Genomic DNA, 20,331 nt, shown 5'->3' on the forward strand with positions numbered 1-20,331 from the left:
CTGGCGATCCTAACCGCCGATTCCGCTCAGCCGCTTCATCAACGGGATCACCAGATCGATCGGCGGCTGCTCGCGCGTCGTGACTTCGGCGCGGGTCAGCGTACCGCTCGAGAGCGGGATCGGTGGCCCCTTGCCCGAGGTCCAGCGATACCCGCTGAAGGTCGAGGGATCGCGCGCCAGCGCGACCTTCGCCGCATAGGGCGCGCCGTCCTGCGAGAAGCGCTTGACCAACGCATCGTTGTGCAGGTCCGCAAGCATGCCTTGCGGCGTCACGGGGAAATCCGAGACCGCAACCACATTGCCGACGATCGCACCGTACTCCTCGCGCTTGATGGTGTTCGGCTCGATACGAACCTCCATGCCCGGCCTGATGGTCTTGCCGCGGTCCGCTGGCATGTAGACGGTTGCCTCCAGGACCTGCCCTGCGGTCTCGATCTCGATGACTGACGTGCCCACGGCAAGCACGGCGCCGGCGGACACCTTGAGCTCGACGACACGGCCGTCGGCGGGACTGAGGATCCGCGATCCCCGTTCCAGCTCGGCCCCAAGATGCTCGACCGTCCGCTTCGCATCGTTGATCTTGAACTCGGACAGCAGGCGGTCGCGCTCGCGCTGGCTCTGCAGATCCAGCCGCTGCGCATTGAGCTTGAGAATGTCGTTCCTGGCGTCGGTGATACGCTCGCGCGCGTTGTTCAGCTCGACGCGACGGTCCTCGAGATATTTGCGCGTCACGATTCCGCTCGCCGCGGCAGGCTCGAGCTTGGCCACCTCGTCGGTGAGGTAGACCGAGCGCTTCTCGGCGGCGGCGATCACGTTGGCGAGGCCCGCTTCCTGAGCCGTGTAATTTGCAAGCTTGGCGTCGATCTCGCGCGAGATCGCACCGACGAGCTCGGCATGCTCGCGCTCGCGCTCGCGCAGCACGTCCCTCGCCTGCTGCAGCCGCTGCTCGGTCTCGGTCTGAGCGACGCGGGCGATCACCTGATCGCGGCGCACCGTGTCGCCGATGCCTATCTCGAGGGCGGCGAGCTTGCCGCTGACCGCGGATACCGCGTCGACCAGGCGACCGCCGCTGCTGAGCAAGATGCCGTCGCCGGACACGCGGGTCGGAATGCGGCCCAGCACGCTCCAGGCGATGAGCACGACAAGGCCGAGCGCCAGCGCCGCCGCGGCTACGCAGTCGAACGGGCGCGTCACGCCGACGACATGATCAAGCTGCTCGGGATTCGAAAGCCGCTCGATCGCCGCTTCCCGAAAGATTCGTTCCGTCCCCCGTTTCATACAGCCCCCCGCCAGCGCGGACCCCTGCTCCGCTGGATTTGGCAGGAATAGTTGCGCTTTTTCAAGCAGATCTTGCCGGCGACACCCGCCCGCGGGACCATCGGTCGTGGTCAGATGGCTTTATTGTATGTAGTGGAGCTCATAACGTATGGCCAAAGGCCGCCCGACACATCGTCCAGCGAGCCGTCGCCGAGTGCATCCTTCGCCGGCGTGGAGGCGATCTTGTTCTGCACAGCGTCCTTGAGGCTCTCGCTGGACTCGGCCTGCCCTTGCGAATTGGTGTCCTGCGTATTGCTCATATTCCATCTCCAGTTTCATCAATGCCAAGCTTCACAATGACGTTCCAACATTGCGCTCGAGTCTTTCTCGAGAATGCTTCGAGCGCTACGGAAAACCGTTTCGGCGGTTCACCTACTATCCACTCACGCAAATGCCCGAGACGAAATTCGCACCACGACCAGGCTTCATATCTTTATCTGCTTCGCTGGGCGATACGGCAGATGTCGTATTTTGTCGTCGGTCAGGAGGCCAATGTCGAAACGACCTGCGCCGCCACAGGTGGCGGCGCGGTGTGAGATCACGAGGGCCCCGTCTAGATCACGAGGCAAAGTCCCGAAAACAGCAACAAGCCCAGGATAATTCGTTTGAAGGCCGCCTCGTTGACCCGTCCGAACAGCACGATGCCTACAGCCGTTCCCGCAGCCAAGGCGGGCAGAGAAATGCCAAAGTCGATCAAGACCTTCAACGAGAGGCTTTGGTGCGAAAGCATGAGAGCGAGGGCGAAAAGTTGCATGACGCCGATGTAGGGCTGAACCAGACCGCGCTGCTGATTTTTCGGGAGACCGTGGATGTCGCACCAGATCGCAGGAAGTGCCCCGGGCATCGCTGTCAAGCCGCCGACCAGCCCGCCACCAAATCCGACCAGCGCGTTCCTGCTCCGGCTGTCCATCTGACGCAAGTAGGCAGCCGTCGGCCGCACCAAGGCATATGCCGCGTAAAGCGATACGAGCGTTCCAAACCCAAGTCTGAAAACGCCTGTATCCACGTTCTGCAGGAGATAGATCGCGATCGGAATGCCCAATAGTCCACCAGCGATGAAAACCAGGCTGGTTTTCCATTGCATGCTCTTGCGTAGCGCATACAGATTGGCCGCTTGCACGGTGATGCTGCAGGCCATCATCAAAGGCACGGCTTCCATGGGCGGAAACACGTGCAGCAGGATGGCGCCGGCGACCGCCGAGAACGCAAATCCGGAAAGGCCGGAAACGAACGCACCTGCAAAAACCGCCCCGCTTAGCACCAAATAAACCGCTATGTCCGACATGGCATTGCTTTCTGGAAAACAACGTGAGGGCGTCTATGCTCACGCGCGTGACAACAGCCAGTCCATCTAGTCGTAGTGGATCGCCATTGTTGCCGTTTCGGCGGGGCGAACACTCGGCGCGTGATGCAGCATGTCTCCTGCGACGACGTGCAAAATGCCGAAGCCCGCGAGGACAGCGATTGTCCACGCCTTGAGGGGCGACGATGGTCGCCGGGCGTGGCAGCTATCGGCAATTGCCATATCCAAATGACCTTCCTGTAACCGTTCGAAGCGAAGCTGCTCGTCTTGACAGGCTCTGTTGATGGCGCAGCCGTGCTCCCACCTGCCGGATTCAAGATCGGCGGGTGCGCAAACGCGTTCAATTGAGGAGAAAGATATCGCCGGGTTGATTCGCGAGCGATACGGCAGATGTCGTATTTCGGTGTCGGTCAGGAGGTTGATGTCGAAAAGGCCCAGCCTACTGCAGGTGGCGGCACGGTGTGAGACCAGCGCCGCGACACAATCTCAACCGCGGCCGCATCATCGCCAATCTGGCGGCAGCTGCACATGCTTTCAGCAGTCGCTATCGATTGATTGCTTGCGATCTACACAGGCTGCAATGATCGCTTCGTGCAATTGCTCGCCGGTGATCGGCTTGTGAAGAATACGATGACCGCTGGCGGTGGCTTCCTTGATCCGCGCCGGCGAGGTATCGCCGGTCACGATAACGGCAGGCAAGGACCGGCCGATATAGCCGCAAAGAGCCTCGATTGCGTCCTGACCAGTCGCGCCATCTCCGAGGCGGTAGTCGGCGACGATCAGATCGACGGGCGCATCGCCGGCCGCCATCGCCTCCGCATGAATCCGCTGCACCTCGGCGGCAGATCGGCCGGCATAGACCCGATGTCCCTGCAGCGTGAGCAACTGCACCATGATATCGAGAACATCCCCCTCGTCTTCCACGACCATGATGCTGATGGTGATGTCTGCGGGGGGCGCGCGTTGATCGGGCGAGGGAGGCGCCACGGCACTGGCTTGCGGAACCGTCACGGAAAACATCGAGCCGCGGCCGACGATGGAGGCCAGCTTCAGCGGATGGTGCAGCAGTGCGGAAGTGCGGCGAACGATGGCGAGGCCGAGGCCAAGGCCTTGTGTGCGATCCCTCGCCGGGTTCTGCAACTGCACGAATTCCTCGAAGATCATCGCTTGCTGATCTGCGGGGATGCCGGGGCCGGTATCCCAAATCTGGATTTCCACCGCAGCACCGCGCCTGCGGCAACCGAGCAGGACGCCACCGGATCCCGTGTATCGAAAGGCGTTCGACAGCAGATTGCCCAGGACCCGTTTCAGCATCATGGGATCGCTGTCCACGTGAAGGCGGCTTTCAACGACCCGCCAGTCAAGGCCGCGATCCTTCGCCTCCGGGGCGAATTCGGTGCTGAGCTGGTTGAACAGCTGGGAGAGATTCACCGTCTCCTTCGCAACAGTGACGACGCCGGCATCGAGCCGCGAGATGTCGAGCAGTCCGTTCAGAAGGGCGCTGAGGTTTCCGACGATGGACTTTGCCTTGCCGGCGAGATCGCGCGCATCGCCGGATTGGACGGCGCCGCGGCGACCCAGCGTCGCGAGCGTGGCGATCAGCAAACTCAAGGCGTGGATCGGCTGGCGCAGATCATGACTGGCGGCCGCGAGGAAGCGCGTTTTCGCATGATCGGCGGCTTGCGCGCGGTCGCGTTCTTCCTGGAGGTGGCCAACCAGCTCGACATTTTCCAAGCGCAACCTGATGGACTCACGCAGCATGCGGTGCGTCGTGCGGCAATAATAGAGATTGATGGCCACAAGCCCCGTAAGCAGGGCGAGATATGCGCCGGAATTATCACCTCCACTGATAACGGAGCGCACCATCACCGGCAGCACCGTCGCGATGATCGAGCCGACGAGAGCCGGCGGAAAGGCCGAGAGCGACGGAACCGTGCCGCAGACCAGACCGGTCAAGGCAACAATGGTGAATAAGAAAGGAGCGGGCTGTTCGGGAACGAACCCAACCCAGCCGAGCATTCCCCACAGCAGTCCCGACACGCAGGAAAACCCGGCCGCGAGCCACGCCCATCGCGACACAGACGCTGGCTCTCGATTCCGGCTGAAGAACCGGCGCGCCGCAAAGACGCGTATGGCGGTGAGCAGATAGAGCGCACCGAGCCATCCGACCAACCAGCTCGGCGGTACGGTGCTCCTCATCACGTATGCCGCCGCCAGGGAGATGAGGACGTTGGAAGCCACTACTCCATAGGCATTGCGATACAGAAGCTCTACGAGCGCCTCGCGTATCTTGTCTTCCTGCATCGAAACTCTCCGCGCGCCGGCAAGTGCGGCGGCTCCGCTCACAACTTTCACTGCGCTGGAGCGTGATGGCTTTTCCTGATCGTCATCCGGCCATGTCGCTTCATCTAAGCATGAAATAGTTCTGAAAACCGGCGCCCACTTTTCCGGATCATGCTCTAGCCCGCCGGAAGGCCGAGACGGACCGCGTAGGCGGTCAGTTCTGCACCATTGTGCAGGTCGAGCTTCCGCATAAGATTCTCGCGATGTTTTCTCGCGGTGAGCAGGCTGATGCCGAGACGGCTGGCGATGTCGCGGTTGGTGACGCCGTGAGGGATCATCGCCAGGATTTGCCGCTCACGTCTCGTCAGCGTGACCGGAGATATGATCGCTGCCGAGGGCTCCGGGATTTCGCTCGGGCCGTCATGGTGGTCCACCGCAAAGCGAACCTCCTCCGCCACATAGGCATGGCCTTTTCTGATGGCATCGATCGCAGCGATGAGCTCGGATGGATCGCCGCTCTTGGTCAGATAGCCGTTTGCGCCCGCGGAAAAGGCTGCTCGAACGGAACGCGGCTCGATATTGGCGGTGAGGACAAGTACCCGCAGCTCCGGCCAAGCGGTTCTCAGGTGAGCTATGAATTGAAAACCGCTCACACCCGGCATGCCGAGATCGAGGATGAGAAGATCGGCGGGGCTTTCGTTCAGCAGCCGGTGAACAGCCTCTGCGTCCGCTGCTTCTCCACTGACAATGAGTTCGTCCACGGTCGACAGAAGCTGCTTCAGACCTTCCCGCATGATCGCGTGATCGTCAGCAATGATCGTCCGCACCGGTCCGCACCTGTGTTGCCCGTCAGTAACAGTATTAGGGCATCAATCAACTCCGATCAAGGATCGGGTCCACAAATCCATTTGCCGGATGTGATCGCCTGGGCAATTCTGCGGTGATCGCGCCACCCCTGGTTGTACGCGATGTGCGAGGTGTGGTAGCCGGATTGCGCGGCGAAGTGGCGGCGCGCATCCTCGCAGCACAAGGGCCCGCCACGCCCCGATATCCTTATTCTACGGCGAGCAGGCAATTAACCGCTATGATCGCAGCACTCGGGGATGCGCGGCTTGGGCCGTGTATTGGGGTTGAGTGCCGGATCGATCTTACCGGAAGAGAATGCAAACCGGGCTTCCCACCTGGACAGACTGCTCCGTCGCAACCAGGCGGCCGCTGGCGCCGTCGCGCTTGAACAACTTGATCGTGTTAGTGTCCTCGTTGGCCGCGAACAGGAATTCATCCGATGACGCCAGCGCGAAGAACCTCGGCGTCTTGCCACCACTCGGCGTCCAGCCAATGGGCGAAAGCCTGCCACTCGCCGGCTCGATCGTGAAGGCTGCAATGCTGTCATCGCCGCGATTGGACGCATAGACAAAGCGTCCGTCTGCCGACACCGTGATCTCTGCCGCCCGGCTATTTCCGGCGTAGGTGTCCGGCACCACCGACACGATCTGGAACGGTGCAAGCGCGCCGGTTGCGGCATCGAAGTGATAGGCCGTGACGGACGAGTCCAGCTCGTTGACGACATAGGCGAACCGCCCGCCGGGGTGAAACGCCACGTGACGGGGACCCGCGCCTTCGCGCGTCGGCACCGGCTTGGTGGCCAGCACGAGCTTCCCTTTCTCGCCATCGATCCTGTAGGTGAAGACGAGATCGAGCCCCTTGTCGGGCACCACGATGAAAGCACCCGAGGGGTCGAACTCGACCTGATGCGGCTTGGCAAAGGGCTGCTCGACGCGATGTGGCCCAATCTTGCCTTCCAGCTTGACGAGATCGATCACGGCGCCGAGCGAGCCGTCCTCGTTTCGCGGCAGCAGCGCAAGCGTGGAGGTGATGTGATTGGCCACCACCACGAACCGGTTGCTCGGGTCGATGGCGAGATGGACGGGATTCTTTCCTTCCGTGCTCCGGCGGTTGATCACCGTGAGCTTGCCGCTCACAGGATCGATCGCCATCGCCGTGATGTCGCTGAGATCGCCATGCACCGTGTAGAGGAAGCGACGCGTCCGATCGAAGGCGAGGAACGACGGATTGACGAGGTCACCCAGCAGCTGGATGTGCCGCCAGGCGCCCGTTGCATTATCCATCGCATAGACGTTGAGCCCGTCGCCGCGGGCGTTGCGTTCCTTCGTGGTGCGCGCCCCGACATAGACGAATGAGCGAGTGCCTTCGGGCATGCGGTCCTCCGGGTGAGACTTCGGTGTCTGAGATAATGCCGATGCGCCGGGCCATGCGGTCGTCAGGGCGCCGGCGGCGATGAGGCGCGCGAACATGCGCCGCGACAGGCGCGCGCCATCGATACGGAGCGATCGCGCGCGATGCGCAACAGAATTTCCAGGCGTCACGGCTCCCTCCCATTATTGCTTTTTATTTTTTAAAACACAATTATGGACGAGACGCAAGGACCGCGCCCCGCTTGTGCAGGCCGCGCCGGTGCGCGACATCTCGTCAGGTCAGGAGCAACCCGAGTCGCCCCCCATGCCACGTCCCAATCTCGCGACCCAGATGACCGCACGGATCCTCGATTACATCCGCGCCAACGGCTTGCAGGCCGAGCAGCATCTGCCGAGCCAGACGCTGGCGGACGCGCTCCGGGTGTCGCGCGCCCCGATCAACGCGGCACTGCAAATCCTGGAAGAGATGAAGGTCGTCCGTTCCGAGCCCAATCGCGGCTTCTTTTTGGTCAAGAGCGCAGCCGAGCTTCCCGACCTGCCGGATGCGGAAGATGCCGAGCCGGAGCGCGAGGACGAGTGGTACTTTGCCATTGCCGAAGACCGGCTTGCCGGAAAGCTTCCGGACAAGGTCAGCGAGAACGAGCTGATGCGCCGCTATGGCCTCTCCCGCACGCGGCTCCTGAAGATTCTCACGAAAATCGCGGATGAAGGCTGGATCGAGCGCCTGCCCGGCAATGGCTGGGCCTTTGGCCCTCTTCTCACGTCGCGCGAAAGCTATCAGCAGGGCTATCAGCTGCGCGTCGCTCTTGAGCCGCAAGCCCTGCTGCTGCCGAGCTTCGAAATCGACCCGGCGGCATTCGCAGCGGCGCGCGAGCAGCAGCAATGGCTGCTCGACGGCGGCTACAAACGCGCCTCGCGCTCCGAGATATTCGCCGCCAACTCCGAGTTCCACGAAATGCTGGTCGGCTGTGCACGAAATCCGTTTTTCGTCGATGCGGTCAAGCGCGTGAACCGCCTGCGGCGGCTGGTGGAGTACCGCATCACCGTGGACCGCAGCCGCCTTCCCATCCAGTGCCGCGAGCACATCAACATCCTGACATTGCTGGAAAAAGGCCTGCGGCAGGAGGCCTCGGACTTCCTTCGCGTGCACATCGAAGGCGCCGGCCTGATCAAGGTGCCGAAGGTCTAAACTCGGCCGTATTGCATTTTATATTATAAAATGCATAACTGCCCGCAAGGCGCCCGCCTTTCGGGGAGGTTGGCGTTGCCCGACAAGCCCCACGGAAACGCAGCAAGGGAACGCCAAATGTCCGCAACCGCAGCGACGGTCGAGCAATCCACCATGCGCAAGGTGTTCTGGCGCATCGTGCCCTATTGCTTCGGCCTTTACGTCATCTCCTATCTCGACCGCGCCAATATCGGCTATGCGGCACTTCAGATGAACAAGGAGCTCGCGCTGTCGAGCGAGGCCTTCGGCTTTGCCGCCGGCATCTTCTTCATCGGCTATTTCCTGTTCGAGGTGCCGAGCAACGTCGCCCTCAACAAATACGGCGCGCGCATCTGGATCTCGCGGATCCTGATCAGCTGGGGCCTCGTGGCAACCGCGAGCGCTTTCGTGCAGAGCGCGATGCAGCTTTACGTCCTGCGCTTCCTGCTCGGCGTTGCCGAAGCCGGGTTCTTTCCCGGCATCATCATCTATCTGACCTACTGGTTCCGCGCCAAGGAGCAGGCGACGATGGTGGCGCTGTTCACGGCGGCCATTCCCGTATCGTACCTGATCGGCGCGCCGCTCAGCACCTGGATCATGGATCATGTGGGCGGCTTCGGCCTCAGCGGCTGGCGCTGGATGCTGCTACTGGAAGGCGGCCCCGCCGTCATTGCCGGCGTCATCAACTACTTCGTCATGACCGATCGCCCCGAGCAGGCCAAATGGCTCTCCAAGGAAGAGCGCGATTGGCTCAGCGAGGAGCTGCGCAAGGATCACGCCGCGAGAGGCAACGTGCAACATCTCGGAATCATTGCGGCGATCACCAATCCCAAGGTGCTGTTCCTGTCGGTGATCTACTTCATCTATCAGGTCGGCAATCTCGGCATCGGCCTGTGGATGCCGCAGATCATCAAGGGGCTGTCCGCATCGCTGACCAATTTCGAGGTCGGCCTTGTCGCGATGCTGCCTTACGCCTTCGCCACGGTCGCGATGGTGTTGTGGTCACGCAATTCCGACCGCACCGGCGAGCGGCAGAAGCACTCGGCCATTCCGCTGCTGCTCGGCGCCGTGGCGCTCGCGCTCTCGGGACTGGTGGTTCAGCCGGCCATCGCGATGGCGCTGATCTCGCTATCGCTGGCCGGGATCTACGCCTTCAAGTCGCCGTTCTGGTCGCTGCCCGGCCTGTTTCTCACGCGCTCGACCGCCGCCGTCTCCATCGCGGCGATCAACTCGATCGGCAATCTCGGCGGCTTCGCCGGGCCCTACGCGATCGGCGCCATCAAGGACGCGACCGGCAGCACCTATGGCGGGCTTCTGCTCCTCAGCGCTCTGCTGTTCGTCTCGTTCTTGATGACCTGGTTCGCAAGGATGGAGAACCAGGGCAAGGCGCAGACGCAACCGGCCGAGCAACCTGCTTGACCGGACAGACAGGATACAGGGATGACTGAATTCGCGACGTTCGTCAGTGGCGCACGAGCCTATTGCATCGCCGATATCGCGACTGTTGCACGCGACGAGCTCCCTCGCCTGCCCGTGATCCTGCGCATCCTGCTCGAGAACGTGCTGCGCAACGGCCGTGAGGATCGGCAATCGGCAATCGATGCCATCCTGGGCTGGCTGGCGCATGGCCGCAGCGACCGTGAGATCGCATTCCAGCCCTCGCGCGTCCTGATGCACGATACCACCTGCGGCCCGGCGCTGGTCGACATCGCGGGCCTGCGCGCATCGCTCGCGGAAGCCGGGGGCGATCCCCGGCGGCTCAATCCGGTGCTGCCGGTCGACGTCTCGACCGATCACTCGATCGGCGTCGACGTATTCGCTCGCCCCGACGCGGTGAAACTCAACATGGCGCATGAGATGAAGCGCAACGGCGAGCGGTATCGGTTCATGAAGTGGGCGAGCGCCGCGCTCGACAATGTCCGCATCCATCCGCCGGGCACCGGCATCATGCACACGCTCAACCTCGAGCGGCTTGCAAGCGTGGTCACGACGTTCGAGCGCGATGGGACGGCATGGGCTGTCCCGGACACGTTGATCGGCACCGACAGCCACACGCCGATGATCAACGGAATCGGCGTGCTGGCCTGGGGCGTTGGCGGACTGGAAGCCGAGAGTGTGATGTTCGGCATGCCGGTCACGATGCGCGTGCCCGACGTGGTCGGCGTCCGCCTCACGGGGCGGCTGCGCGAGGGTGTGCTTGCGACCGATCTTGCCCTCACCGTCACGGAGCGGCTGCGGCGGATCGATCTTGCGGATCGCTTCGTCGAATTCCATGGACCGGGCGTGTCGAGCCTCTCCGCCGGCGAGCGCGCCGTCGTCGCCAACATGACGCCGGAGTTCGGCGCCAATTCCGGCTACTTCCCCATCGATGCGCGCACGCTCGAATATCTGGCGCAAACGGGCCGCTCGCCTGCTCAGCTCGAGCTGATCGAGGCCTATGCACGTCGCCAGCGGCTCTGGCTCGATCCGGACGCGATGCCTCGCTACACCGAGACTGTCTCGATCGATCTCGGCGAGATCGAGATCAGCCTGGCCGGGCCCCGCCGACCGCAGGACCGTATTTCCGCCGGCAAGGCGGCCGACGCGCTGGCGCCTGTGCTGACGAACAAGGCCGGCACGCCCGTGCCGGATCGGTCCGACACGGATGAGCCGGCCGACGGCGCCGTGGCGATTGCCGCGATCACTAGCTGCACCAACACGTCCGATCCACGGCTCCTGATCGCCGCAGGGCTCGTTGCGCGCAAGGCGCGACGACTGGGACTGAAACCTCCGGCATGGGTCAAGACGTCGCTTGCGCCGGGATCGCCCGCAGCAGAGCACTATCTGCAACGTGCCGGCCTGCTCGCCGATCTGGAAGCGCTCGGCTTCGGCATTGTCGGCTATGGTTGCACGACCTGCATCGGCAATTCGGGACCGCTCGCGCCCGCCATGGCCAAGGCCATGCAGGCCCGCGAGTTCGCTCCCGTCGCGGTGCTGTCAGGAAATCGCAATTTTCCCGGCCGCGTGCACGGCCAGATCGAACTTGCGTTCCTGGCATCGCCCCCGCTCGTGATTGCCTTTGCACTCGCCGGAGACGTTGGTCGCGACATCCTGCATGATCCCATCGCCCGCAATGCCGCCGGGTTAGACATCCGCCTCGCCGATATCTGGCCTACGGGCCAGGAGATCGACGAGGCCTTGACGCTGGCACAGAACGCCGGCGATTACGCGGATGCCTATGATGCAGCCGAAGCAAGCGCCGAGTGGGCGGCTTTCGAAGCTCCCGGCACAGCGCTATTTCCATGGAATGACGCGTCCACCTATATCCGGCGACCGCCTTTTGCGGGGCTCGGTACCGGCACGCGGCTGGGTCGCTACCAGGCGGCGCCTTTGCTGGTGCTTGGAGACGACATCACCACCGATCATATCTCGCCAGCTGGCGCGATCGCGGCGGACAGTGAAGCGGCCGAGTATCTCGTCGCTCGCGGCGAGGACTCCCGCGACCTCAACGTTTTCGCCTCCCGCCGAGGCAATTGGGAGGTGATGCTCCGCGGACTGTTCACGAACAAGAGCGTAGGCAACCTGCTTGGCCCGAATATCGCTCCGGGAACAACGATTCACGCCGGCTCAGGCGAGCGTGTGTCTCTGCGGGGCGCGGCGGAGCGTTACGCGGACGAAGGCCGCTCCGTCGTCATCGTGGCCGGCGAGCGCTACGGTATGGGCTCCTCCCGCGATTGGGCCGCCAAGGGCGTTGCGCTGCTCGGTGTCCGTGCGGTCCTTGCCGTGAGCTTCGAGCGCATCCACCGCTCCAACCTGATCGGCATGGGAATCCTGCCGCTTCGCCTGCCTGCCGATCGTCGTCCGCAGGACCTGGACCTCCGGCCGGACGACGGCATCGAGATCGAGGCTTCGGCGGAGACGATCGCCCCACGCGCAATCGTCGCCGTGCGTATCCTGCGGAACGGCGTGGAAACCGGACGGTTTGTCGCGACGGCTGCGATCGAAACCAATCTGGAATGCGCAATTCTTCGTGCAGGCGGCTTGCTGCCGCTCATCCTGCGCAATGCCATGTCTCATTCCGGCAAGCGGGTCTGCATCGAGCGGCTTCTTGCGGATGGTATCGTCGGCTGAGTTTGTGGTCCTCCCGACGAGCCTATCGATGTCTCGGAATAACACGACGTCTCGTACGACGCGTGCTTGCGCAATTGCTAGAGCTCGGTCTCCAACGCGGAAAACATCTGTTTGATGAAGCTTGCGAGCGGCTTTTGACCTGCTTCGTCGCCCCATGCGTCAACGGAAAGACGCATCGCCCCGACAGAGGCCATCGCAACGACTTGGAGCGCCTTGCGTCGGCGCGCCTGCGGCCAGTGTTCGGATAGAGCTTCAAGAACCGCTTTCTCCATCAACAAGAACTTCGCCTGATTGCTCGCCCGAAGCTGCTCGGTCGAACGCAAAATGCGATCGATGGCCACGGCTTGTTCGGAGCTGAACTGCACCGCCAGCTTCAAGAAGGCGTTGCGCACGAGGTGAAGGGGTCGCTGCTCCGGCGATTCTGCAAGGATCGCCGCGCGGACGGCATCCGGCAATCCCTGCTGCCAGGCGAGCAGAATGTCTTCCTTCGACCTGAAATAATAGAAGAATGTTCGCGCAGATATGCCGGAAGCCGCCGCGATCGCTTCCAGCGTCGTCGCCTCATATCCATTGGCGATAAAGAGATTAAGCCCGGTTTCGGCAATGCGCTGCCGCGTCTCACGACGCTTCTGCTCGCGCCATCCCTCCGGAGCCGTCGATTCGTTTTCCATGGCATTTCGAATACCAAAAACCACACCCCTTGTAAATTCGCAGTCACTGTAATATTTTAAATTACACAGACTGTAAATTTCCGGAAGCTCCATCGCGGGACCATTTGAAAGGACACGGACTATGAAACTTCTGCATGTCGACGCCAGCATCCTTGGCGATCATTCGGCCAGCCGGCGGCTCTCCGACTCCATCGTCAAGCGATTGACCGCTCTCAATCCCGCCACCGAGGTCATCCGCTACGATCTTGCGGCCGAGCCAATCGGGCATCTGACCGGTGCGGAGTTGCTGGCTCAGCGAGGCTCAACACCCGAGGATGCCGCCACAAAAGAGAACGCGGCGCGAAATGCGAAAGCTCTCGACGACTTCCTTGACGCCGATGTCGTCGTTGTCGGCGCGCCGATGTACAATTTCTCCCTGCCCTCGCAGCTCAAGGCTTGGCTCGATCGCGTGGCGGTCGCGGGCAAGACCTTCCGTTACACCCCCAACGGTGTCGAAGGGCTTGCAAAGGGCAAACGCGTGATCATCGCGTCCTCGCGCGGCAACTTCTATCGCGAGGGTCAGCCGGCCGCCGGGCTCGATCATCAGGAGAAGTATCTCAAAGGGTTCTTCACCTTCCTCGGCGTCAGCGACGTTACCGCGATCCGTGCGGAAGGTCTCGGCATCAGCCCGGAAAGCCGCAATGCCGCCATGGCGGCGGCCTCGGCCGAGATCGAAAGCCTTGTGGCCTCACACTGATGCAGAACCGAGAGCCCGCCATGAAGAGAGTTCAGTACGATCGCTTCGGCGGTCCGGAACAAATGTATTTCGGCAACTACGTTCCGCCGCCGCTCGAACGCCACCAGGTGCGCGTCAAGGTGAAGGCAGTCGCCATCAATCCCCTCGACTGGAAGCTCCGTCAGGGTGCCATGAAACTGATCATCGGCAGAACGTTTCCGAAAGGGGTCGGGTCTGACTACGCCGGCACCGTTGAGGCGGTCGGCGATGACGTGACGAACGTAAAATTTGGAGACGACGTCTTCGGCACGATGGACTTCAAGAACGCCGGCGCTTTTGCCGAGTCCATCGTGGTCGACTCCCGATATTTGACAAGAAAGCCGCCGCAGCTCTCTTTCGGCGAAGCTGCTTGCCTTCCGATCCCGGCGACGACGGCCTGGGCTGCAATCATCGACAAGGCACAAGCCCGCAGCGGATCGCGCCTATTCATCAACGGCTGTAGCGGAGCCGTCGGCGCGTTCGCGGTGCAATTGGCGCTGGCGCGCGGCGCGACGGTGTCTGGCTCGTGTGGCAAGGCCGCCATGCCAAAGACCAGGGCCGCGGGCGTCGACCCGGTCTTCAATTACGCTGACAGCTCCTCCTACCGAAGCGCCGGGAAGTTCGATGCGATCTTCGATACGGCGGGAACGATGTCCGTGAGTGAAGGGCTTGCCATGCTCAACCGTGGAGGCGTGTTCGTCGACATCAATCCCACTCCAGGACGAGTCCTCCGTGGAATGCTGTCCGGGCATTACAAGATGGCTTTCGCGACCATGGGAACCGAGCATCTCCCGGAGATCGCCCAGTTTGCGCATGAGGGTGTGTTGCGGCCGACGATCGGCCTCGAGAAGCCATTCAGCGAGGCCCTCACCGCGATTGCAAACGCGGAGTCCGGCTTTCGCGGGCCCGGCCGAATTGTCCTCGCGCTATGATGGCGAAGCGGCTCGCCTTGCCCGCCAAACGAAGCGCGTTCCGCGCGCTTCTGGTGGCATCAAGTCTGACAATCCAGATACCGGCATCGGATGCGGCCACGGTTCGCGCCAAATATTCCTTGTCGTATCTCGGAGTCCGGGTTGGCGAGCTCATGACGACAAGCAACATCGGTCCCACGAGCTACGAGGCCGATCTCACCGCGCATCTGAGCGGCATTGCAGCCGTCGCAAGGCCGTACCGTTTGAGCATGAAAGCTGATGGAATATTGAAGGACGGACAGATCCTGCCGTCGTCTTTTTCGCTCAGCCAGGCTGGAGCCGAGACACGCACGATCCGCGTGGCATCAGCTGCCGGCAACATCACAGCTGCCGAAATCGACCCGCCGATCGAGACCGATGGTCCGAGGATTCCGCTGACGGAAGAGCACAGAAGGAACGTCGTCGATCCCCTCAGTGCACTCATCATGCCGGTGCAACAGAACGGAGGAGATCTTGACCCGTCGATGTGCAGACGGACCGTGCGCCTTTTCACGGGAGCGGCACGCTCGGACCTGGAGTTTACTTATGCAGGATCGGAGCAGGTCAAGTCTCGCGCGTACAAGGGTCCCGTTACGGTTTGCTCGGTTCGCTACAAGCCGCTCGCAGGTCACAATCCGGACGCGACCACGACGAGGTTTATGATGTCCAACACGGGGATCACGGTCCGGTTGGCTGCTTTGCAGGGCATTCCCTATGCCCTGCTGATATCCGCGACGGTGCCGCTGCCCCTGGGAACGGGCAGCGTCCAGCTCGATGAATACAGCATCGACGGACGTTGACCCGCTGGGAACTGACAACGCCGGAATCCATCAAACGCAACGTTCGCGACGACTGCGTCGTCGGACAAATATCGAGAGAGTAAAAAATGCCATCAACCAAAACGACGAATTTCCTCATCGGCGGTGACACGACCGTCAACCGGATCGGCTTTGGCGCCATGCGCCTTTCTGCCAACGGATTCCGAGGGCCAGCCCGAGATCCTGCCACGGGCCGCGCCGTGCTGCGTCGTGCCGTCGAACTTGGAGTCAACCTCATCGACACCGCCGCGTTCTACTACAGCAGCGACAAGACGGTTCGCGCGAACAGCCTGATCCGCGAAGCGCTTCATCCTTATCCCTCGGATCTGGTGATCGCGACCAAGGTGGGGCCTGTCTTCGGCGCGGACGGCAGCTTCCGGGCAGGCACCGGCGCCGAGATGCGACAACTGGTCGAGGAGAATCTTGAGACCCTCGGACTGGATCGGCTCGATATCGTCTATCTCCGCATCGGCGCGATGGCCCCACCCCACGGAGAGTCCGTTGCTGAACGGTTCGAAGCTCTCGCTGCCCTGCGCGAAGAAGGGCTGATCCGTCACCTGGGTCTTAGCAATATCGACGAGGACCATCTGCAGGAGGCGCGCAAGATCGCCCCCGTTGTCGCCGTGCAGAACAACTTTCACATCGCCCAGCGAGGAGACGTTGCCCTCTTGAAGTCGTGCGAAGCCGAAAATATCGCCTTCAGTCCCTTCTTCCCGCTTGGCGGCGGGACGACGAAAATTGACGATGATCGGCTCGCCCGGATCGCGGCCCGGCACAAGGCGACCACCAACCAGATCGCCCTGGCATGGCTGCTGGCCCTATCGCCGATGATGCTCGCGATCCCGGGCACCGGGTCCATTGCTCATCTGGAAGAAAACATGGGCGCCGGCGATATCTTCCTCACCGAGGAAGACCTTGCCGATCTCGCCTGATACAATCAGCGCGTCACATTCGGTCAATCCGCTCCGGTCGAGGCGGCTCAACCACCCCTCTTCCGGCTCGGCTGGCAGAGCTGTGCAGCAGCTCCCCAGCCGGGGAGGCATCGCGGCTCAACCGAACAAACGTCGCGATACCCGCCTGTTCGAGCATCGACCGGTTGAACCGTTCACTTCTGGCGGGCCGGCTGCTGTGCGTTGGCCTTGTTCGGATCCGACTTGTTCGCTTCGTGATGGCCGATCACGCAGCCGGCCGCAGCACCAAGCTTGCCGCGGCCGGCCATGTGGCCGGCGACACCCCCGACGATAGCTCCCTTGATGCATCCTTTCGCCTCCGCACCTCCGGAGGTCAGCCACGCGGGCGCGGCGTCGCGAGTTGGGCCTTCCTTCAGTTTTCCGATGGTAGAACCAAAGGTGAAGGCTGGCGCTTTACCGACATGTCAGACTTCTTTCGGGATCGCTCCAATATCTCAAGGACCTTGCCGGATCGCTCCAAGACGAAGTACTCTTTGCCAACGTCATGTAACTGTCCGCCAGCATCTGAAGCTGGTAGCGAAAATGCGAGTCAGAAGCCTCTTCGGCTGCTCTACCAGTTCAGCGAACCGGGGGACCTTTCCCGATCGACTGCGTCCCCGCTGACTTCCGTTCGCACTGGATGCCGATCGCGTTCAGTAACCGCGCGACGCCGATCATCGTCAGCACTCCGGCAACACTAACCACGATCTGCATCGCAAGCCCCTCCGAGAAATCGAGCAGCGTAAGCTGGCTGGCGAGCGCCAGAAGGACGCCGAGACAATAGATCGGCAGCGAATTCTCGCCACAGCACTTCGCGCAGCTCAGCACCGGCGTCGAAAGCCCCTCCCAATTCCGCGGAATGAATCGTAGCGCCACCATTGCAAGAGCCACAAAATGCAGCAGCCGTATCGGACTGAGATTCGATTTATCCAGTGGAAATGGCAGGTCCCTCAAACTTTGCGAGACCAGCGGCTCGATGCTCCAACTCTGTGCAAGGACCAGGCCGAAAACTAGATAGAGAACGGCCAGAACAAGCGTCAAGCGCGACATCACCCACGGCCGGAATCTCTCTCCCTCAATGACGCACCATGCGCCCAACACAATCAGAAACTGCCAAGCCAGCGGATTAAAGAACCAGACGCCGTTGGGCCAGGCGGGAACTCTCCAACCAAAGACGTGCACGACCGCGTAGAGCAACAAGGACACCCCAAGCGTGACGTTCGGCGCTCGCAGCAGCAGCCACAGCAGCGGCGCGAACAGCACGTGAAAAATCACAAAAACCGGCAGGATGTCAGTGTTGACAGGCCGGTATTGCAGGATTGCGGCGTGCGCAAGCGTCGCGCCCGGACGTTCGAGCAGAATTCGCGTATTGCTCCCGTCGGCGAGATCATCGCTGCCCGCAAGGTAGACCAGGATGGCGCAAGCGAGTGTAAGCAGCAGAAACGCCGCGTAGATGTCCCATCCCCGGCGCAGCGAACGGCCGATCATGCCGCTCCAGCCCTCGCGCTCACGCGCCCTGCCGTAGGCCAGCGCGCAGGTCACGCCCGAGAGGAACATGAAGATCTCGGCGGCATCGCAGAAGCCGTAGTTGCGCGGTGTCAGCCAGCTCCCGATGTTATTGGGAACATGATCGAGAAAGATCCACCATAACGCGATCCCGCGGCAGACATCGATGCGCAGATCGCGGCCGTCCGCTCTGAACTCCGGCGGAGTTTCGCCGAACAATCGTGTCGAGGTTTGAGTTCGATCGTCCATCTGTTGGCCCGCGCTCGCGCCTCATGGGGTCGACAACGCGCTCCAGCTACCCGATGGATGATGGAGACTCCTTCGTCGCCCGGCTACTCCTTCGAGCGCCAGGGTCGGGAGGATCATCGTCCTCCCAAGGCGCTGCCAGGATTTTGTCGTCAACGCCCCGTATCAAAAGCTGCTTTCGCATTTCGGTGAGGCGGGCCCGGCAGTACTCGCGATAAAGCATGTCGAGTATGGTGGACATGATCGAACCTCTTCCTGATCACCACGGTCGACGTCCCATGCGACAGATTTCGACCAGTTCATCGGCAGCCAAAAAGGAACAGTGCCGGGAAGTAATTTGGGTCCGACGAACCTTAAAGGTGATGCGGCGATCAAGGCACGATAGGAAATCGGATCAGAGGACAGTGTTGTTCTGCGGAACTTCTGCCCGCGGGGCCGATGAACCCGATCAGTCGCGAGCAGTGTAATAAAGTTGGATCTGGCCTTGCAGCCTGCCAGGGACGTTCAAACCGGATCCGATGGCAGCAATTTGAAATAGAGCCATTACAATCATCTTCCTTTAAAGGAGATATTTGCACGCGGCATTTGCAATCAAAAATTGCCGTAATTTTCTGGTCGCCACGTGATCCAGTTCACATCAGCATCAATCACAGGTGAATGAGACTAGCAGACAAATGAAGTAGCTTCTTGGAATCCTGCGTACCTGAGGAGACGGTCGGTGCGCGAATTGCAAAAGACGGATACCGGCAGCTGACCGCCGCAGCGTTTTGACCCAGTGGCTTATCAAGGCTGGAGGTCCCCATGTCTACGGACGCAGCCAATTTCGTATCGCATCGATTCTCGACGCGCGAGCATCCGGAGCGGATGCGACTTCCACTATGGCGCGAGAGGTTTGTGCGGGGAATAGTTCACGTCGATATCGAACCTCTAACGAACGTTCCGTTTCAAGCCGACGCAACATTGCAGGCGCTCCAGGGTCTACGCACGCTCGCACTGAAAGGCTCTCCCATGCGCTTCAAGCGCTTGCGGGCGAGCGTTGCTGACGGCGACGACTCGATCGGCCTCATCGTCTGCTTACCCGGCAAAAGTCGTTTGTCGCAGCGCGGCCGGGACATCGATCTTTTCGCGGGCGACGCAACCTCGATTCTGCATTCGGAGCCCGCTACCGTCACCTATATCGACGGAATGCTATTTGGTCTGGCGGTACCCCGCGAGGCGCTTGCGCAGCGCGTGACAGATATCGAGAGCCTCGCCATGCGGCCGATTCCTCAGCGAAATGAACCACTCCGCCTCCTCATGGCCTATCTGAAGTCAGCATTTAAGGAGGGGGCTCTGGCGGCCCCCAAGCTGCGTGATGCGGTCGTAGCCCACACCTGTGATCTTGTTGCGCTCGCGGTCAGCGAGTGCGCTCCCTTGGGCGACAGCGATACGAGTGCGGTCGTGACCGCGCGCCACAGCGCCGTACTCGACTACATCGCGGCACACTTTCAGAAGCCTGGGCTTAGCGTCGAGGAGGTCGCTCATCGCCAAGGCATTTCACCTCGGTATCTGCAGCGCCTGATGGCGTTATCAGGATCATCGTTCACCGGGCACGTGAATGAGCTACGTCTCCAACTTGCGTTCAAACTGTTAACCGAGGCGCGCGTCAGCGCGCAGCTAATTTCCGATATCGCGCTGGAGGTAGGCTTCTCGGATGTTTCGCATTTCAATCGCCTGTTCCGAGCTCGCTTCGGCGATTCGCCGCGTGGGGTTCGTTACGCCGGCAGGGATCACGGCCGAGCATAGAACTGACAGGCCCCGGGCACCCTGCGTCCTGAACGGCACTCTCGCCGGAGAAAAATGGCCCCCATTCAAATGCGAGGTGCTCGCGTGTAGTTTGGGCGGCGGAGCGGTCGCGGCTAGCTATACCGGGTGGGTTCTGCTCGCGCCCTCCTCTCTTCGCCGCTGCCTGGTGTTAGGATGTGGTGCACAGGTCAGCGGCTAAGCCGCCGAGCTCCGCT

The 20,331-nt window shown here is 61.8% G+C and carries 17 protein-coding genes; 8 read left to right on the forward strand and 9 right to left on the reverse strand.

The annotated features are described in order from the left end of the window. Positions 1 to 9 precede the first annotated feature (9 nt). The 6 genes from N2603_RS32805 to N2603_RS32830 form a co-directional block, all read right to left on the reverse strand. Positions 10 to 1,278, reverse strand: coding sequence for an NHLP bacteriocin system secretion protein (locus tag N2603_RS32805; RefSeq protein WP_260385385.1), 1,269 nt, complete (start codon positions 1,276 to 1,278; stop codon positions 10 to 12). A gap of 110 nt (positions 1,279 to 1,388) precedes the next feature. Then, positions 1,389 to 1,577 carry a hypothetical protein gene (locus tag N2603_RS32810; RefSeq protein ID WP_260385386.1) on the reverse strand — a complete coding sequence of 63 codons (189 nt, stop codon included), beginning with the start codon at positions 1,575 to 1,577 and terminating at the stop codon, positions 1,389 to 1,391. A gap of 293 nt (positions 1,578 to 1,870) precedes the next feature. Continuing rightward, positions 1,871 to 2,602, reverse strand: coding sequence for a sulfite exporter TauE/SafE family protein (locus tag N2603_RS32815; protein ID WP_018645186.1), 732 nt, complete (start codon positions 2,600 to 2,602; stop codon positions 1,871 to 1,873). A gap of 552 nt (positions 2,603 to 3,154) precedes the next feature. Beyond that, positions 3,155 to 4,924, reverse strand: coding sequence for a hybrid sensor histidine kinase/response regulator (locus tag N2603_RS32820; RefSeq protein ID WP_260385387.1), 1,770 nt, complete (start codon positions 4,922 to 4,924; stop codon positions 3,155 to 3,157). Between the two features lie 155 nt (positions 4,925 to 5,079). Beyond that, positions 5,080 to 5,730, reverse strand: coding sequence for a response regulator (locus N2603_RS32825; protein WP_026312337.1), 651 nt, complete (start codon positions 5,728 to 5,730; stop codon positions 5,080 to 5,082). 321 nt (positions 5,731 to 6,051) lie between these two features. Next, a complete protein-coding gene (locus tag N2603_RS32830; RefSeq protein ID WP_260385388.1) occupies positions 6,052 to 7,122 on the reverse strand; it encodes a lactonase family protein in 1,071 nt (356 codons plus the stop codon). 301 nt (positions 7,123 to 7,423) lie between these two features. Here N2603_RS32830 and N2603_RS32835 point away from each other — a divergent pair, with 301 nt between their 5' ends. The 3 genes from N2603_RS32835 to acnA all read left to right on the forward strand — a co-directional run bounded on the left by N2603_RS32835 (position 7,424) and on the right by acnA (position 12,436). Then, positions 7,424 to 8,308 (forward strand): GntR family transcriptional regulator, encoded by an 885-nt coding sequence (locus N2603_RS32835; protein WP_018645191.1) that lies wholly within the window; start codon positions 7,424 to 7,426, stop codon positions 8,306 to 8,308. Positions 8,309 to 8,425: 117 nt separating this feature from the next. After that, complete coding sequence (locus N2603_RS32840; RefSeq protein ID WP_260385389.1) at positions 8,426 to 9,745, forward strand: MFS transporter; 1,320 nt, start codon at positions 8,426 to 8,428, stop codon at positions 9,743 to 9,745. A 21-nt stretch (positions 9,746 to 9,766) separates the two neighbouring features. After that, positions 9,767 to 12,436, forward strand: coding sequence for an aconitate hydratase AcnA (acnA, locus tag N2603_RS32845; RefSeq protein WP_260385390.1), 2,670 nt, complete (start codon positions 9,767 to 9,769; stop codon positions 12,434 to 12,436). 77 nt (positions 12,437 to 12,513) lie between these two features. Here the strand turns inward: acnA and N2603_RS32850 are convergent, their stop codons facing one another. Then, positions 12,514 to 13,107, reverse strand: a complete 594-nt coding sequence (locus tag N2603_RS32850; protein WP_260385391.1) for a TetR/AcrR family transcriptional regulator — start codon at positions 13,105 to 13,107, stop codon at positions 12,514 to 12,516. A 121-nt stretch (positions 13,108 to 13,228) separates the two neighbouring features. Between N2603_RS32850 and N2603_RS32855 the strand changes: the two genes are divergently transcribed. From N2603_RS32855 to N2603_RS32870, 4 genes are all read left to right on the forward strand, one after another. After that, entirely contained in the window at positions 13,229 to 13,843 is a 615-nt protein-coding gene (locus N2603_RS32855; RefSeq protein ID WP_260385392.1) for an FMN-dependent NADH-azoreductase, read from the forward strand. A 20-nt stretch (positions 13,844 to 13,863) separates the two neighbouring features. After that, complete coding sequence (locus tag N2603_RS32860) at positions 13,864 to 14,793, forward strand: NAD(P)-dependent alcohol dehydrogenase (RefSeq protein WP_260385393.1); 930 nt, start codon at positions 13,864 to 13,866, stop codon at positions 14,791 to 14,793. Then, positions 14,793 to 15,611: a DUF3108 domain-containing protein gene (locus N2603_RS32865; protein ID WP_260385394.1), complete on the forward strand. Its 819-nt coding sequence runs from the start codon at positions 14,793 to 14,795 to the stop codon at positions 15,609 to 15,611. Before N2603_RS32860 ends, N2603_RS32865 begins: the two co-directional genes overlap by 1 nt. Positions 15,612 to 15,697: 86 nt before the next feature. Continuing rightward, positions 15,698 to 16,561: an aldo/keto reductase gene (locus N2603_RS32870; protein ID WP_260385395.1), complete on the forward strand. Its 864-nt coding sequence runs from the start codon at positions 15,698 to 15,700 to the stop codon at positions 16,559 to 16,561. A gap of 173 nt (positions 16,562 to 16,734) precedes the next feature. Here the strand turns inward: N2603_RS32870 and N2603_RS32875 are convergent, their stop codons facing one another. Both N2603_RS32875 and N2603_RS32880 read right to left on the reverse strand, forming a co-directional pair. After that, positions 16,735 to 16,956 carry a hypothetical protein gene (locus N2603_RS32875; protein WP_260424318.1) on the reverse strand — a complete coding sequence of 74 codons (222 nt, stop codon included), beginning with the start codon at positions 16,954 to 16,956 and terminating at the stop codon, positions 16,735 to 16,737. A 202-nt stretch (positions 16,957 to 17,158) separates the two neighbouring features. After that, positions 17,159 to 18,334 (reverse strand): OpgC family protein, encoded by a 1,176-nt coding sequence (locus tag N2603_RS32880; RefSeq protein ID WP_260385396.1) that lies wholly within the window; start codon positions 18,332 to 18,334, stop codon positions 17,159 to 17,161. A gap of 798 nt (positions 18,335 to 19,132) precedes the next feature. Here N2603_RS32880 and N2603_RS32885 point away from each other — a divergent pair. After that, on the forward strand, positions 19,133 to 20,116 hold the full coding sequence (locus N2603_RS32885) for an AraC family transcriptional regulator (RefSeq protein ID WP_260385397.1): 984 nt from the start codon (positions 19,133 to 19,135) through the stop codon (positions 20,114 to 20,116). Positions 20,117 to 20,331: the final 215 nt, after the last annotated feature.

It is taken from the genome of Bradyrhizobium huanghuaihaiense (assembly GCF_025200885.1).
In the GTDB taxonomy this organism is placed as follows: Bacteria; Pseudomonadota; Alphaproteobacteria; order Rhizobiales; family Xanthobacteraceae; genus Bradyrhizobium; species Bradyrhizobium huanghuaihaiense.